Source organism: Amycolatopsis sp. NPDC051045, assembly GCF_040682955.1.
Classification (GTDB): domain Bacteria; phylum Actinomycetota; class Actinomycetes; order Mycobacteriales; family Pseudonocardiaceae; genus Amycolatopsis.
On the sequence record NZ_JBFBCC010000034.1, the window covers coordinates 1 to 13,920 of the forward strand.

Genomic DNA, 13,920 nt, shown 5'->3' on the forward strand with positions numbered 1-13,920 from the left:
TCTTTGGTGGGACACCCACTCAATCGCGATCCGCGAGAGCTTGGTTCGTGTCCCGGTGGCCACCCGGTTTCCCTGGCGACTTGGAGAACTTTACACCCCGCCAGGGGGCCCGAAACAGGGGGGTACCTTAACCTCGTTCCTGCAGGTCAACGCCCTGTTTCGGGCCGCTGGGAGCCGATCAGCCGCCGAGCGCGACGCCGGCGACATTGCGCCGCCCGCGACGGACCACGAGCCACTTGCCGTGGAGGGTGTCGCTCGCGGCCGGCTTCCAGTCCTCGTCGGCGATCTTCACGTTGTTCACGTAGGCACCGCCCTCCTTGACCGTGCGGCGCGCGGCGCCCTTGCTGTCCACCAGTCCCCCGGCGAGCAGCAGGTCGACGATCGTCGGCTCGTCCGCCGGGGCGACCTTGCCGTTCGGCACCTCGGACATCGCCGCGTCGAGCGTGCGTTCGTCGAGCTCACCGAGTTCGCCGCGGCCGAACAGCGCCTGGCTGGCGTTGATCACCTGCCGGGTCTGCTCCTCGCCGTGCACCAGGGTGGTGAACTCCTCCGCCAGCCGCTTCTGCGCGGCCCGCAGGTGGGGACGTTGTTCGGTGTCCTCGGCCAGCGCGGCGATCTCCTCCTGGTCGAGGAACGTGAACATCCGCAGGTAGCGGACCACGTCGGCGTCGCCCACGTTGACGAAGTACTGGTACCAGGCGTACGGCGACGTCATCTCCGGGTCGAGCCAGAGGTTGCCCCCGCCCGTGGACTTGCCGAATTTGCGCCCCTCGGCGTCGGTGACCAGCGGCGCGGTCAGCGCGTGCACGCCCGCTCCGTCGGTCCGCCGGATCAGGTCGACACCGCCGACGAGGTTGCCCCACTGGTCGGACCCGCCGACCTGCAGCTTGCAGCCGTACTGGCGGTGCAGCTGCAGGTAGTCCTGCGACTGCAGGAGCAGGTAGCTGAACTCGGTGTACGACATGCCGTCACCCTCGAGCCGGCGTTTCACCGTCTCCCGGTTGAGCATGACGTTGATCGAGAAGTGCTTCCCGACGTCGCGCAGGAATTCCAGGGCGGTCTGCTGCCCGGTCCAGTTCAGGTTGTTCTCGACGATCGCGCCGGTCGGCGAGTCGTCGAAGTCGACGAACCGTTCGAGCTGGCCGCGGATGCGACCGGCCCATTCGGCGACGACGTCGAGGGTGTTCAGCGTGCGCTCGCCGGTGTCGCGCGGGTCGCCGATCATCCCGGTCGCGCCGCCGGCCAGCACGATCGGCCGGTGCCCGGCCCGCTGGAACCGCTTGAGCATGAGCAGCGGGACCAGGTTGCCGGCGTGCAGGCTGGGCGCGGTCGGGTCGAACCCGCAATAGAGCGTGACAGGACCCTGGTCGAGCTCGCGCCGGAGGGCGTCGATGTCGGTGGACTGCGCGATCAGGCCGCGCCAGGACAGCTCGTCGAGGATGTGTTCGCTCACGCCTGTAGATCCTCCCGCACCAGGTCAACCGACTAACTGGCGGGTCGGACCCGCCGCTTCCCGCCCCGGCGGTAGGTGGACACGGCCGGCGAGCCGTCGACCCAGAACCGCCACGGCGTGTCCATCGCCATCGCGACGCCGACGCGCGGGCCGGTGCGGATCCGCTCGGCCGGCACGCGTTCACCCACGTACAGCCGGACGGGTGACGCCGGGTCGGTCAGGTCGACGCCGTTCTGCTCCCGGTCGATGCGCAGCACCGACGTGAGGATGGCGGGGCCTTTCGCCAGCTCGCCGGTCCCCCGCGCGGCCGGGCGCCGCTTGCGGACGACGTCGACGCCCGTGACGACTTCGCCGGCGCGCAGCAGCACCGCGCCGGCGACGCCGTCCTGGGAGCCGACGATGTTCGCGCAGAAATGCATTCCGTAGACGAAGTAGACGTACAGGTGCCCGGCGGGACCCCACATGACGGCGTTCCGCGGCGTCTGACCGCGGTAGCAGTGCGACGCGGGATCGTCCTCACCGCGGTAGGCCTCGACCTCCACGAGCCGGACGCCGACGGTGCCGTCGGGACCGTCGGCTTCCAGGACCGACCCCAGCAGCAGGGGGGCCAGGTCGACCGGGTCGAGGGCCAGCTCCGCACGGGTGAACAGCCGGTCACTCACTCGATCTCCCCCTCGTTCCGTCAGGCGACCGAGCGTAACCAGTGGCTCAGTTCAGCCACTGGCGGGCCGCGGTGACACGCTCTTCGAGCCGCGCCCGCTGTTCGGCCACGCGCGCGGGCGCCGTGCCGCCCCGGGCGTCGCGGGACTTCACCGAGCCTTCGACGGTGAGGACCGCGCGCACCTCGGGCGTGAGTGCCGGGTTGATCTTCTCGAACTCCTCGTCGGTCAGCTCGTCCAGGCCGGCACCGCGGGCCTCGGCGACGCGGACGCTTTCGCCCGCAGCTTCGTGCGCCACGCGGAACGGGACGCCCTGGCGCACCAGCCACTCGGCGATGTCGGTCGCCAGGGTGAAGCCGGCCGGGGCCAGCTCGGCGAGCCGGTCGGTGTGGAAGGTGAGCGTGGCGAGCATGCCGGCGATCGCCGGGAACAGGAGCTCGAGCTGTTCGACCGAGTCGAACACCGGCTCCTTGTCCTCCTGCAGGTCGCGGTTGTAGGCCAGCGGCTGCGCCTTGAGGGTGGCCAGCAGGCCGGTGAGGTTGCCGATCAGGCGGCCGGCCTTGCCACGCGTCAGCTCCGCGACGTCCGGGTTCTTCTTCTGCGGCATGATCGAGCTGCCGGTGGCCCAGGCGTCGTCCAGCGTCACGTAGCCGAACTCGGCGGTGTTCCAGATGATCACCTCTTCGGCGATCCGGGACAGGTTCACCGCGAGCATCGCGACGGCGAAGGCGAACTCGGCGACGAAGTCGCGCGAAGCCGTGCCGTCGATGGAGTTCTCGACACTGGTCGCGAAGCCCAGCTCCTCGGCGACGGCCTCGGGGTCGAGGCCCAGCGACGAGCCGGCCAGCGCGCCCGATCCGTACGGCGACTCGGCCGTGCGGACGTCCCAGTCCTGCAGCCGCGAGACGTCGCGCAGCAGCGCCTGGCCGTGGGCCAACAGGTGGTGGGCCAGCAGCACCGGCTGGGCGTGCTGCAGGTGGGTGCGGCCGGGCAGGATCGCCTCCGGGTGCCGCTTCGCCTGCGACACCAGCGCGTCGACGACTTCCAGCGTGCCGGCGACGACTCGGCGGGCGGCGTCCCGCAGCCACATCCGGAACAGCGTGGCCACCTGGTCGTTGCGGGAACGACCGGCGCGCAGCTTGCCACCGAGGTCGGTGCCCGCGCGCTCGAGCAGGCCGCGTTCGAGAGCCGTGTGCACATCCTCGTCGGCGATCGTCGGGGTGAACTCCCCCGACGCGACGTCCTGGGCGAGCGTGTCGAGCGCGGCCAGCATGCTTGTCAGCTCGTCGTCGGTGAGCAGGCCGGCCTTGTGCAGCACGCGAGCGTGCGCGCGGGACCCGGCGATGTCGTAAGGCGCCAAGCGCCAGTCGAAGTGCGTCGATGCGCTCAACGCGGCCATGGCCTCCGCCGGGCCGCCGGCGAACCGGCCGCCCCACAGCTGCACCGGCTGCTCGTTCCCGCTCACTGTTTCGTTTCTCCTCGGTGTGTTCGTCGGTTCGGGCGAAGGTACCCGGTCAAGCCGGTCCTTCGTCTCCGGGTTCCGCCGCGGCCGAACGCTGCGCGAGCGCGTCGAAGCGCTCGGCCAGGCCCTTGCCCGTCAGGGGTTCCCGGGCGATCACGGCGACCGTGTCGTCGCCCGCGATCGAGCCGACGACCTCTTCGAGGGCCGCCCGATCGATCGCGCTGGCCAGGAACTGGGCCGCGCCCGGCGGCGTCCGCAGCACGGTCAGGTTGCCCGACGAATCCGCCGAGACCATCAGCTCGGCCAGCAGCCGCGAAAGCCGTGACGTGCCGCCCTGCACCCCGCGGACCGGGCTGCCGTCTTCGGGGATGACGTAGACCGGCGCGCCCGAGTCCGGGCCGCGCAGCTTGACCGCGCCCAGCTCGTCGAGGTCGCGCGACAACGTCGCCTGGGTGACCTCGATGCCTTCGGCGGCCAGCAGCTTGGCCAGCTCGGTCTGGCTGCGGATGGTCGTGGAGGACACCAGTTCGGTGATCCTCGCCTGCCTGCCCACCCGGCTGCCGGTCATCGCCTGCTCTCCTCGAACAGCCAGACCAGCAGCGCCTTTTGGGCGTGCAGGCGGTTCTCCGCCTCGTCCCACACCGCGCTGGCCGGCCCGTCGAGCACTTCGTCGGTGATCTCCCAGCCGCGGTGGGCCGGGAGGCAGTGCAGCACGATCGCGTCGTCCGCGGCCTTCTTCAGCAGCTCGGTGTTGACCTGGAGGGCGCGGAACGGGCCCACCCGGTCGAGCCCGTCGTTCTCCTGCCCCATCGACGTCCACGTGTCGGTGACGAGCACGTCCGCGCCGTCGACCGCCGCGTACGGGTCGGTGAAGACGGTGGTGCTGCCGCCGGTCTCGCTCGCCCGCTTCTTCGCGTCCAGCATGACGCCCTGATCCGGCTGGAAGCCGACCGGCGAGACGACCCGGACGTGCATTCCGGCGGTGGCGCCGCCGAGCAGCAGCGAGTGCGCCATGTTGTTGGCGCCGTCGCCGAGGTAGACGAGGGTGAGCCCGGCGAGCTCGCCCTTGCGCTCGCGGATCGTCATGAGGTCGGTGAGCACCTGGCACGGGTGGAACTCGTCGGTGAGCGCGTTGACGACCGGGATCGACGCGGCCGAAGCCATCGCCTCGATACGCTTCTGCGCGAAGGTGCGCCACACGATCCCGTCGACGTAACGCGACAGGACCCGCGAAGTGTCCTCGATGGTCTCTTCGCGGCCGAGCTGCATCGAGCGGCCGTCGACGATCACCGGGTGGCCGCCGAGCTGGCTGATGCCGACCTCGAACGAGAACCGGGTCCGCGTCGAGTTCTTCTCGAAGATCGCCGTGATCGACTTGCCGGCCAGCGTCTTGTTCCCGAGCGGATCGGCCTTGAGCGCGTCGGCGAGGTCGAGGATGGCCTTCTGTTCGGCCGGGCTGACGTCGTCGTCGCGGAGGAAGTGGCGAAGCATCAGTCGGAGTCCTTCGTGGTGGAGTCGAGCGCGTTCGGAAGTGCGGCGAGGAAGCCGTCCGCCTGGTCGCCGTCGAGCACGAACGGGGGCGCGAGCCGGATGGTGTCCGGCGCGACCGGGTTGACGAGGTAGCCGGCGTCCTGGGCGGCCTGGGCGACCGCCGCCGAGACGGGCTGCTTCAAGGCGATGCCGAGCAGCAGCCCGGCACCGCGGACCCCGGCGACCAGCGGGTGCCCCAGCGCCTCGACGCCCGCGGCGATGTCCTTGCCGAGCGAGGCGACGTGGTCGAGGAGGCCGTCGGCGGCGATGGTCTTCACCACGGCCAAGCCGGCCGCGCAGCAGACCGGGTTGCCGCCGAAGGTGGTGCCGTGCTGACCGGGCTTGAGCAGGTCGCCCGCCGCGCCGACGCCGATCACCGCGCCCAGCGGAAGCCCGCCGCCGAGGCCCTTCGCCAGGGTGATGACGTCCGGCACGATGCCGGCCTGCTGGTAGCCGAACCAGGTGCCGAGCCTGCCGAGGCCGGTCTGCACCTCGTCGAGTACCAGCAGCGTGCCGGTGGCCTTGGTGATCTCGCGGGCGGCCTGCAGGTAGCCGTCCGGCGCCGGGATGACGCCCGCCTCCCCGAGCACCGGCTCCAGGAAGACGGCCGCGGTTTCGGTGTCGACGGCGGCCTTGAGCGCCTCGACGTCACCGAACGGCACGTGCTCCACCCCGGGCACCAGCGGCTTGAAGGCGTCCCGCTTGGCGGGCTGGCCGGTGAGCGTCAGCGCGCCCATGGTCCGGCCGTGGAAGGCGCCCTCGGCGGCGACCACCTTGGTGCGCCCGGTCAGCCTGCTGATCTTCAGCGCGGCTTCGTTGGCCTCGGCACCGGAGTTCACGAACAGCACCTTGCCGTGGCCGGTGAGGCCGGCGACGTCGAGCAGCGCTTCGGCGAGCTCGACGGCCACCGGGTTGACGTACAGGTTCGACGTGTGGCCGAGCCGCTTGATCTGCTCGGTGACGGCTTCGACGATCGCCGGGTGCGCGTGGCCCAGCGCGTTGACGGCGATGCCGCCGACCAGGTCGACGTACTCGCGGCCGTCGGCGTCCCACACCTTCGCGCCCTCGCCGCGGACGAGCGTCAGCTTGGGCGTGCCGTAGTTGTCCATGAGGGCGGACTGCCAGTGCTGCTGACCATCCGCATTGGACTTGAAGTCGGTCACGGGAGCTCCGTTTCGGGGAAGACCATGGTGCCGACGCCGCGCGAGGTGAAGACCTCCAGCAGCACCGAGTGGGCGAGACGGCCGTCGATCACGTGCGCCCGGCGCACGCCGCCGCGGATGGCGCGCACGCACGCCTCCATCTTCGGGATCATGCCGCTGGCCAGGCTGGGCAGCATCGGTTCGAGGTGGTCGACGCGGATGCGGTCGATCAGCGACGACCGGTCGGGCCAGTTCGCGTACAGGCCTTCGACGTCGGTGAGCACCACGAGCTTTTCGGCGCCCAGCGCGGCTGCCAGCGCACCCGCGGCCGTGTCGGCGTTGACGTTGTGCACGACGCCGTCGACGTCCGGGGCGACCGTGGACACCACCGGGATGCGCCCGGCGTTGACGATGTCGAGCACCGCGTCCGGGTTGACCTCGGCGACCTCGCCGACGAGCCCGATGTCGACCTGCTCGCCGTCCACAGTGGCCTGTTTGCGTTCGGCGGTGAACAGCCGGGCGTCCTCGCCGGAGATGCCGACCGCGTACGGCCCGTGTGCGTTGATCAGGCCGACGAGTTCCCGGCTGACCTGCCCGGTGAGCACCATCCGGACGATGTCCATCGTTTCCGGCGTGGTGACCCGCAGGCCGCCCTTGAATTCGCCCTCGACGCCGAGGCGCTTGAGCATCGCCGTGATCTGCGGGCCGCCGCCGTGCACGACCACCGGACGCAGGCCGGCCAGGCGGAGGAACACCATGTCCTCGGCGAAGGCCGCCTTGAGCTCGTCGTCGATCATGGCGTTGCCGCCGTACTTCACCACCACGGTGGCACCGTGGAACCGCTGCAGCCAGGGCAGCGCCTCGATGAGCACTCCGGCCTTCTCGGCCGCCGTCGCCAGTCTCTCGTCCGCGGAAATCAGAGCCTCCTGGTTCATGAGGAGTACGCGCTGTTCTCTTCGACGTAACCGTGCGAAAGATCCGTGGTGTAGATGGTCGCCGTGCTGGTGCCGACACCGAGGTCGACGACGATCTCGACGGCCCGGCCGGTGAGGTCCGCCTCGGACCGGTCGGCGGCGGGCACGCCCTGGGCGAACAGGGTGACGCCGTTGATCGCGATCGACACCGCGTCCGGGTCGATGCGGGCCGGGACCCGGCCGAGGGCCATGGCGATCCGGCCCCAGTTGGGGTCGGAACCGAACAGCGCCGTCTTGACCAGGTTGTCCTCGGCGATCGTGCGGGCGACGGCGATCGCGTCGGCTTCGGTGTCCGCGCCGCGGACGGTGACGTCGACGTCCTTGGTGGCGCCTTCGGAGTCCGCGCGCAGCTGGAGCACCAGGTCGTGGCTCACCGCGGTGAGCACCTCGGTGAGCTCCGCTTCGGTCGGCTCGACCCCGCTCGCGCCGGACGCCAGGACCAGGACGGTGTCGTTGGTGGACGTGCCGCCGTCGACGTCGAGCCGGTCGAAGGTGACGTGGGTCGCCGCGCGCAGCGCGCGGTCGAGGGTTCCCTTGTCCACCACGGCGTCGGTGGTCAGCACCGAAAGCATGGTGGCGAGGTTCGGCGCGAGCATGCCCGCGCCCTTGGCGAAGCCGCCGACGCTCCAGCCGCTCTCGTGCTCGGCGAGCGCCTGCTTCGGCTTCGAGTCGGTCGTCATCACGCCCTCGGCGGCGTTCAGGCTCGCCTCGGCACTCGCGTCGAGGGCCTTGACCGCGGCGTCCACTCCGGACAGCACGGCGGCCATCGGGAGCCGCTCGCCGATCAGGCCGGTGGAGCAGACGGCGACCTCGATGGCCCCCACCTGCAGGACTTCGGCGACCTTCTCGGCCGTGGCGTGGGTGTCCTGGAAGCCGCCGGGCCCGGTGGCCGCGTTCGCGCCGCCGGAGTTGAGGACGACGGCCTTCAGCCGCTGCTGCTTGAGCACCTCCTGCGACCACAGCACCGGCGCGGCTTTGATGACGTTGCGGGTGAAGACGCCCGCCGCGACGTCGAGCGGGCCGTCGTTGACGACCAGGGTGAGGTCGAGCGCGCCGGAGGCCTTGATCCCGGCGGCGACGCCGGCGGCGCGGAAGCCCTGGGGGCCGGTGACGGTCACGGTGCCACTCCTACGGTGGGAAGCCCGGTGGTTTCCGGGAGGCCGAGGGCCAGGTTCATCGATTGGACGGCACCACCGGCGGTGCCCTTGGTGAGGTTGTCGATCGCGGCGACGACCACCAGGCGCCGCGCGCCGGTGTCGACCGTGACCTGCAGCTGGGTGTTGTTCGAGCCGAGGGTCGACGCGGTCGCCGGCCAGGCACCCGCGGGCAGCAGCTGGACGAACGGCTCGGCGTCGTAGGCCTTTTCGTAGGCCGTCCGAGCGGCGGCCTCGTCGACGCCGTCCTTCAGCGGGGCGCTGGCCGTGGTGAGGATGCCGCGGGGCATCGGTGCGAGCACCGGGGTGAAGGACACGGTGACCTTTTCCCCGGCGACCTCCGAGAGGTTCTGCGCGAACTCGGGGGTGTGGCGGTGGGCGCCGCCGACGCCGTACGCGCTGGCCGAGCCCATCACCTCGGAGCCGAGCAGGTTCGGCTTGAGGCTCTTGCCGGCGCCGGAGGTTCCCGTGACCGCGACGATCGTGACGTCGGGCTCGATCAGCCCGGCGGCGAACGCGGGCGCCAGGGCCAGCGATCCGCCGGTCGGGAAGCAGCCGGGCACGGCGATGCGCTTGGTACCGGCGAGCTTTTCGCGGGCGCCGGGCAGCTCGGGCAGGCCGTACGGCCACTGGCCGGCGTGGTCGCCGCCGTACCAGCGCTGCCAGTCGTCCGCGTCGGCCAGGCGGTGGTCGGCGCCGAGGTCGACCACCAGGACGTCCGGGCCGAGCTGCGCCGCGAGCTCCGCGGAGTGGCCGTGGGGCAGCGCGAGGAAGACGACGTCGTGGCCGGCGAGGGTCTCTGGCGTCGTCTCGGCCAGGACGCGGTCGGCGAGCGGGACGAGGTGGGGCTGGTGGACGCCGAGCTTCGTGCCCGCGCTGCTGGCGGCCGTGAGCGCGCCGATCTCGACCTCGGGATGGGCCAGGAGCAGGCGCAGAAGTTCGCCGCCCGCGTACCCGCTGGCTCCGGCCACCGCGATGTTCACCGTCATACGCATGATTATGCACGCCCTTGCAAGTCTAAACAAACCCGGAGTGGTGCCCGCCACCCCGCCGGAGCGGCTTGGGATGCTGGGCGGATGACGGACACCCCGGCGCGGCTGCTCGGCCTGCTTTCGTTGCTCCAGACCCCTCGAGAGTGGCCGGGCAGCGAACTGGCCGACCGGCTGGGCGTCAGCCCGCGCACCATCCGCCGCGACATCGAGCGGCTGCGCGAGCTGGGCTACCCGGTCGAGGCCAGCCGCGGCGTCGCGGGCGGGTACCGGCTGGTCGCCGGCACCGCGATGCCTCCGCTCGTGCTCGACGACGAGGAAGCGGTCGCGATCGCGGTGGGGCTGCGGACCGCGGCGGGCCAGCCGATCGACGGCATCGAGGAAGCGTCCGTGCGGGCGCTGGCCAAGCTGGAGCAGGTCCTGCCGGCGCGGCTGCGCCGCCGGGTGGGCACGATCGGCACGGCGACCGTCACCGTGCCGGCCACCGGGCCCGTCGTCGACCCGGCGCAGCTGACGGTGTTCGCCGGGGCGATCACCAACCACGAGACGGTCCGGTTCCGCTACCGCGCGAACGACGGGGCCGAGACCCGGCGCCGGGCCGAGCCGCTCCGGCTGGTCGCCGCCGGCCGCCGCTGGTACCTGGTCGCCTACGACCTCGATCGCGCGGACTGGCGGGTCTTCCGCGTCGACCGCGTCGGCGAGGCCCAGGCGACGGGCGGCCGAGCGGTCCCGCGCAGGCCGCCCGCCGCGGACTTGGGGGCCTACGTCCTCGACCGGCTCTACGACCTGGCGCCGACCTACCGGGCGGTGGCCGTCCTGGCCGAGCCGGCGTCGGAGGTGGCGCCCCGCCTCGGCGGCGCCGGCGAGCTGACCGCACTGGCGGACGGCCGGTGCCGGTGGCGGAGCCACGCGGACACCTTGGACTGGCTCGCGTTCCGGCTGCTCGGGCTGGGGTGCGCATTCACGGTCGAGGAGCCGCCGGAACTGGTGGCTCATCTGAAGGTGCTCGCGGCCCGCGCCAATGCGGGAGCAGGCGTGGTTCTGCACGATTGACCGGCCACTTCCGCGCGCGGCAGGACGCTCGGAACGAGCTTTTCCTTCCCGGTCCCGCGTCGGAGCCGTGCGGCAGCGCCGCACTGGTACGTCCACGTTTCCTCCCCTGGTCGGTCCACGAGCCGGCACCGGTGTCCGACGGTGGGCCGGTCACTCGGACCGGCCCACCGCGGCCACTCAGGCCGGTTCACCTCCGTCCAGGTCCGTGCGCCTGCTCGGCGGGACCGGCAGATAACAACCCGGGTTCTCCGGGTCGCAGCCCACGCGCGGCAGGCGGGCGCGGATGCCGCCGGGGGTGCGCTCGAAGTACGCCGCGATCTGCGCGACGCTCTCCCCCGCGAGCCACCGGGTTTCCAGCTCCGCGTCCATCTCCTCGCTCCACGGGCGGCCCTGCTGGGCAGGACGGCCCGCGGATCTTCGTTGCGGCGCGCGGCCCGCGCCGGTTGCGGACAGCAACCCGTCCGTGACGAGGTCGGCCACCGTGGCCGCCACCGCGAGGTCGAGGTCGAGGCTGCCCTCGGCGACCGGTTCGCCGCCGGGTCCGCCGGCTTCCAGGGTGATCATCACCCGCGGCGTGGGTTCGGCGCGGTCGACGTCCGTCCTGGTCGCGACCACGATCTGGTAGGTGTTGTCCTGTGCCCGGATCTCGGTCCGGCGCTCTTCGATGATCGACATGCCACGAAGCTAGCGCGCACCCCCGACAATTTTCGGCTACGCGCTGCGCACGGCCCACTTCGCTCCGAAATTGTCGGACCCCTCCCCTAACGTCCCCGGTGACCACGAACCGTCATCAGGAGGCGACGATGAGACATCGGCGGACAAGACGCTGCCCCGGTCCGGATGAACCGGACCGGGGCAGCGGGAGGGAACTTCTTCGCTCAGAAGTGCAGCAGCTGGGCCAGCGTGTCCTGCTTCTCCTGGGCAGCCTTCGCGGAGTTGTCCGACTTCTGCGCCGCGGCGCCGTCGGGCACCGGCTGCGGCACCGGGCTGCACTGGACGTCCGACTGGTTGCCGCGCTGACGCTTCGGCAGGGTGCCGGTGGCCAGGTAGTCGGCGATCTTGTCGTCCACACAGGACACGCCGGACAGCGAACCGGCGTGCGTCGTCCCGTCCGGCGCGCTGATCAGGCTCGAGCGCGGGAACCGCTTCCGCACCTCGAGGCTGCCGGCGTACGGCGTGGCGGCGTCGAGCTCTTCACTGATCAACAGCGCGCCCGCCACCTTGCTGCCGTCGATGTTCACCGGCGTGCCCGCCTTCGCCGGCCAGTACGCGCAGGGCGCGTTGAACCAGGCGTTGCCCCAGGTCTCGAAGGGGGCCTTGAAGTAGGTCAGCCAGTTGTCGACCCGCCACCTGTTCCAGTCGGTCGGCCACTGCACGTCGGTGCACTGCACGCCCAGGTACACGGCGAACCCGTTGTCGTTGCCAGGCGGGTTCGAGTCGTCGTAGAGCGCCTTCAGGGTCTGCCAGTCACCCTTGTGCACGTAGCCGTCGAACGCCTTGGCCATGTCGACCCAGCCGAAGACGTAGTAGCCGGCCTGCAGGAAGATGTCGGTCCACTCGTCCCCGCCGATGACCCCGCCCGCCGGGTTCGCGGCGAGCTTGCGTTGCGTGGCGTACCACAGCTTTTCGACGGCGTCGCCGGTCTTGCCCAGGTGGTAGACGTCGTCGTACCCGGCCAGCCAGCCGAAGTAGGTCTTGATGTTCTTGTCGAACGCGACGTCCTGGTCGAGGTTGGCCTCGTACCAGACCTTCCGCGGGTCGACGTTGCCGTCCAGCACCATCCGGCGGACGTTCTTCGGGTACAGCGTGCTGTACACCTGGCCGAGGTAGGTGCCGTAGGAGAAGCCGTAGAAGTTGATCTGCTTCTCGCCCAGCGCCTTGCGCAGGCTGTCCATGTCCTGCGCGACGTCGGTCGTCTTGAGGTGGTCGAGGATCGCGCCGTTCTTGCGGCACGCGTCGGCGTACCCCTTCGAGCGGGCGAGCCAGGTCTTCTCCAGCTGTGGCGTGGTCGGCACGTAGGCCGGCCGGTTGTAGCTGAAGTAGTTCCCGTCACAGCTGATCGCGGGCTTGCTGGACCCGACGCCCCGCGGGTCGAAGCCGATCCAGTCGTAGTTGTCCCCGGCGTGGTTCGGCACGTACTTGCCGAGCACCGACAGGCCGAGGCCGGAACCGCCGGGGCCGCCCGGGTTCACCAGCATGATCCCCTGGGACTGCGCGGTCTTGTGCTTGATCCGCGACACCGCGACGGAGACCTTCGCCCCACCCGGCCGGGCGTAGTCCATCGGCACCTCGAGGAAGCCGCACTCGGCACCCGCGGCCTTGAGGCTCGCCGACGCGCACGGGCGCCAGGCGATCGGCGCGGGGGTGAACTGCACCCCGGGTTCCGCCGAGGCGGCGGGCGCAGCGGCCATCAACCCGGCCGCGAGCCCCGCGGCGGCAATGGCGGCAACGATTCGTTTCACAGTCGTCCTTTTCGTCCGCATTCGACAGCGTTCGCCAGATTTCGACAAAACTACCGGCATCGTTGGACAATCTCGCTGACCGACGCGGCTTTCGCCATCCTTCTTTCGTCGGAACCTGCGCCGTCCGCGGAGCGCCGGAACTGTCGGTGGCCGGCAGTACGCTGCGGATCGCCGGAACCCGACAGGAGGACAGATGAGCGCGGACGAAACGCTGGTCGAAGCGATCCGAGCCGGGCTGGCCAGGTTGGCCGACCCGGCGAAAGCCCCGGCGATGCAGGCGTACATGAAGTCGGCGCTGCCCTTCCGCGGAGTGGCGAAACCCCAGCGCAGCGCACTCCTCAAGCAAGTGCTGGCCGACCACACATTGCCCGATCGAGTGACATTTTCGGCAACTGTCCTCAAGCTGTGGCGAACGGCCGAATTCCGCGAGGAGCGCTACGCGGCCATCGATCTTTCCGGGCACCGGGCGTATCGGCGGTGGCAGGATCCGGAGCTGGTGCCGGTGTACGAGGAAATGATCGTCAACGGGGCGTGGTGGGACCACGTGGACGAGCTCGCGATCCACCGGATCGGCCCGATCCTCCGGGCCCACCGCGCCCGGGTCACGCCGACGGTGCTGGCATGGGCGAACGACAGCGACCTCTGGCGGCGGCGCACGGCGATCATCTGCCAGGTAGGGGCCAGGGAGGACACCGACACCGACCTGCTCACCCGCGCGATCGAGCCGGCGATCGCCGAGCCGGAGTTCTTCCTGCGCAAGGGGATCGGCTGGGCTCTGCGGGATTACGCGAAGACGGCCCCGGACTGGGTGCGGTCCTTCGTGGACGATCACCCGGGGTTGTCCGGGCTGTCCAGGCGGGAGGCGCTCAAGCACATCGGCTGAAGCGCGGCTGCGGACGTTGTTGGAGGGTCGGCTCGGGTGCCTGGGCGATCGGCTCGAGTGCCTGGCGGGTCGGCTCGGTGCTTGGAGGGGTGACTCGCGCACCTGGGCGGTCGGCTCGGGTCGGATCGCGTGATTGGAGGGTCAGCTCACGTGATTGAG

General features: G+C 71.0%; 13 protein-coding genes. 2 read left to right on the plus strand and 11 right to left on the minus strand.

The window, feature by feature from the left end; all coding sequences use genetic code 11:
- Nucleotides 1–178: 178 nt before the first annotated feature.
- The 9 genes from tyrS to argC are packed head-to-tail and all read right to left on the minus strand — an operon-like array spanning nucleotide 179 to nucleotide 9,363.
- A complete protein-coding gene (tyrS, locus tag AB0M80_RS40700; RefSeq protein ID WP_364575616.1) occupies nucleotides 179–1,453 on the minus strand; it encodes a tyrosine--tRNA ligase in 1,275 nt (424 codons plus the stop codon).
- 32 nt (nucleotides 1,454–1,485) lie between these two features.
- On the minus strand, nucleotides 1,486–2,115 hold the full coding sequence (locus AB0M80_RS40705; protein ID WP_364575618.1) for a DNA-3-methyladenine glycosylase: 630 nt from the start codon (nucleotides 2,113–2,115) through the stop codon (nucleotides 1,486–1,488).
- Between the two features lie 46 nt (nucleotides 2,116–2,161).
- The gene (argH, locus tag AB0M80_RS40710) at nucleotides 2,162–3,577 is read right to left on the minus strand and encodes an argininosuccinate lyase (protein WP_364575620.1); all 1,416 of its coding nucleotides are present in this window, start codon (nucleotides 3,575–3,577) and stop codon (nucleotides 2,162–2,164) included.
- A 49-nt stretch (nucleotides 3,578–3,626) separates the two neighbouring features.
- The gene (locus tag AB0M80_RS40715) at nucleotides 3,627–4,142 is read right to left on the minus strand and encodes an arginine repressor (protein ID WP_364575623.1); all 516 of its coding nucleotides are present in this window, start codon (nucleotides 4,140–4,142) and stop codon (nucleotides 3,627–3,629) included.
- The gene (gene argF / locus AB0M80_RS40720) at nucleotides 4,139–5,065 is read right to left on the minus strand and encodes an ornithine carbamoyltransferase (RefSeq protein WP_364575625.1); all 927 of its coding nucleotides are present in this window, start codon (nucleotides 5,063–5,065) and stop codon (nucleotides 4,139–4,141) included. Before argF ends, AB0M80_RS40715 begins: the two co-directional genes overlap by 4 nt.
- Nucleotides 5,065–6,267 (minus strand): acetylornithine transaminase, encoded by a 1,203-nt coding sequence (locus AB0M80_RS40725; protein ID WP_364575627.1) that lies wholly within the window; start codon nucleotides 6,265–6,267, stop codon nucleotides 5,065–5,067. The genes argF and AB0M80_RS40725 overlap by 1 nt, the downstream gene beginning before the upstream one ends.
- Nucleotides 6,264–7,181 (minus strand): acetylglutamate kinase, encoded by a 918-nt coding sequence (gene argB, locus AB0M80_RS40730; protein WP_364575629.1) that lies wholly within the window; start codon nucleotides 7,179–7,181, stop codon nucleotides 6,264–6,266. Before argB ends, AB0M80_RS40725 begins: the two co-directional genes overlap by 4 nt.
- Nucleotides 7,178–8,338 carry a bifunctional glutamate N-acetyltransferase/amino-acid acetyltransferase ArgJ gene (gene argJ, locus AB0M80_RS40735; protein WP_364575631.1) on the minus strand — a complete coding sequence of 387 codons (1,161 nt, stop codon included), beginning with the start codon at nucleotides 8,336–8,338 and terminating at the stop codon, nucleotides 7,178–7,180. The genes argB and argJ overlap by 4 nt, the downstream gene beginning before the upstream one ends.
- Nucleotides 8,335–9,363 (minus strand): N-acetyl-gamma-glutamyl-phosphate reductase, encoded by a 1,029-nt coding sequence (gene argC, locus AB0M80_RS40740; RefSeq protein WP_364575633.1) that lies wholly within the window; start codon nucleotides 9,361–9,363, stop codon nucleotides 8,335–8,337. Before argC ends, argJ begins: the two co-directional genes overlap by 4 nt.
- Before the next feature lie 87 nt (nucleotides 9,364–9,450).
- Between argC and AB0M80_RS40745 the strand changes: the two genes are divergently transcribed.
- Nucleotides 9,451–10,416 (plus strand): YafY family protein, encoded by a 966-nt coding sequence (locus AB0M80_RS40745; protein WP_364575635.1) that lies wholly within the window; start codon nucleotides 9,451–9,453, stop codon nucleotides 10,414–10,416.
- A gap of 177 nt (nucleotides 10,417–10,593) precedes the next feature.
- On the opposite strand, the gene AB0M80_RS40750 is transcribed toward AB0M80_RS40745, so the two are convergent.
- A complete protein-coding gene (locus tag AB0M80_RS40750; protein WP_364575637.1) occupies nucleotides 10,594–11,091 on the minus strand; it encodes a helix-turn-helix domain containing protein in 498 nt (165 codons plus the stop codon).
- Nucleotides 11,092–11,294: 203 nt separating this feature from the next.
- On the minus strand, nucleotides 11,295–12,878 hold the full coding sequence (locus tag AB0M80_RS40755; protein WP_364575638.1) for an alpha/beta hydrolase: 1,584 nt from the start codon (nucleotides 12,876–12,878) through the stop codon (nucleotides 11,295–11,297).
- A 193-nt stretch (nucleotides 12,879–13,071) separates the two neighbouring features.
- On the opposite strand from AB0M80_RS40755, the gene AB0M80_RS40760 reads away from it, so the two are divergent.
- Entirely contained in the window at nucleotides 13,072–13,761 is a 690-nt protein-coding gene (locus tag AB0M80_RS40760; RefSeq protein ID WP_364575640.1) for a DNA alkylation repair protein, read from the plus strand.
- The last annotated feature ends 159 nt before the right edge of the window (nucleotides 13,762–13,920 follow it).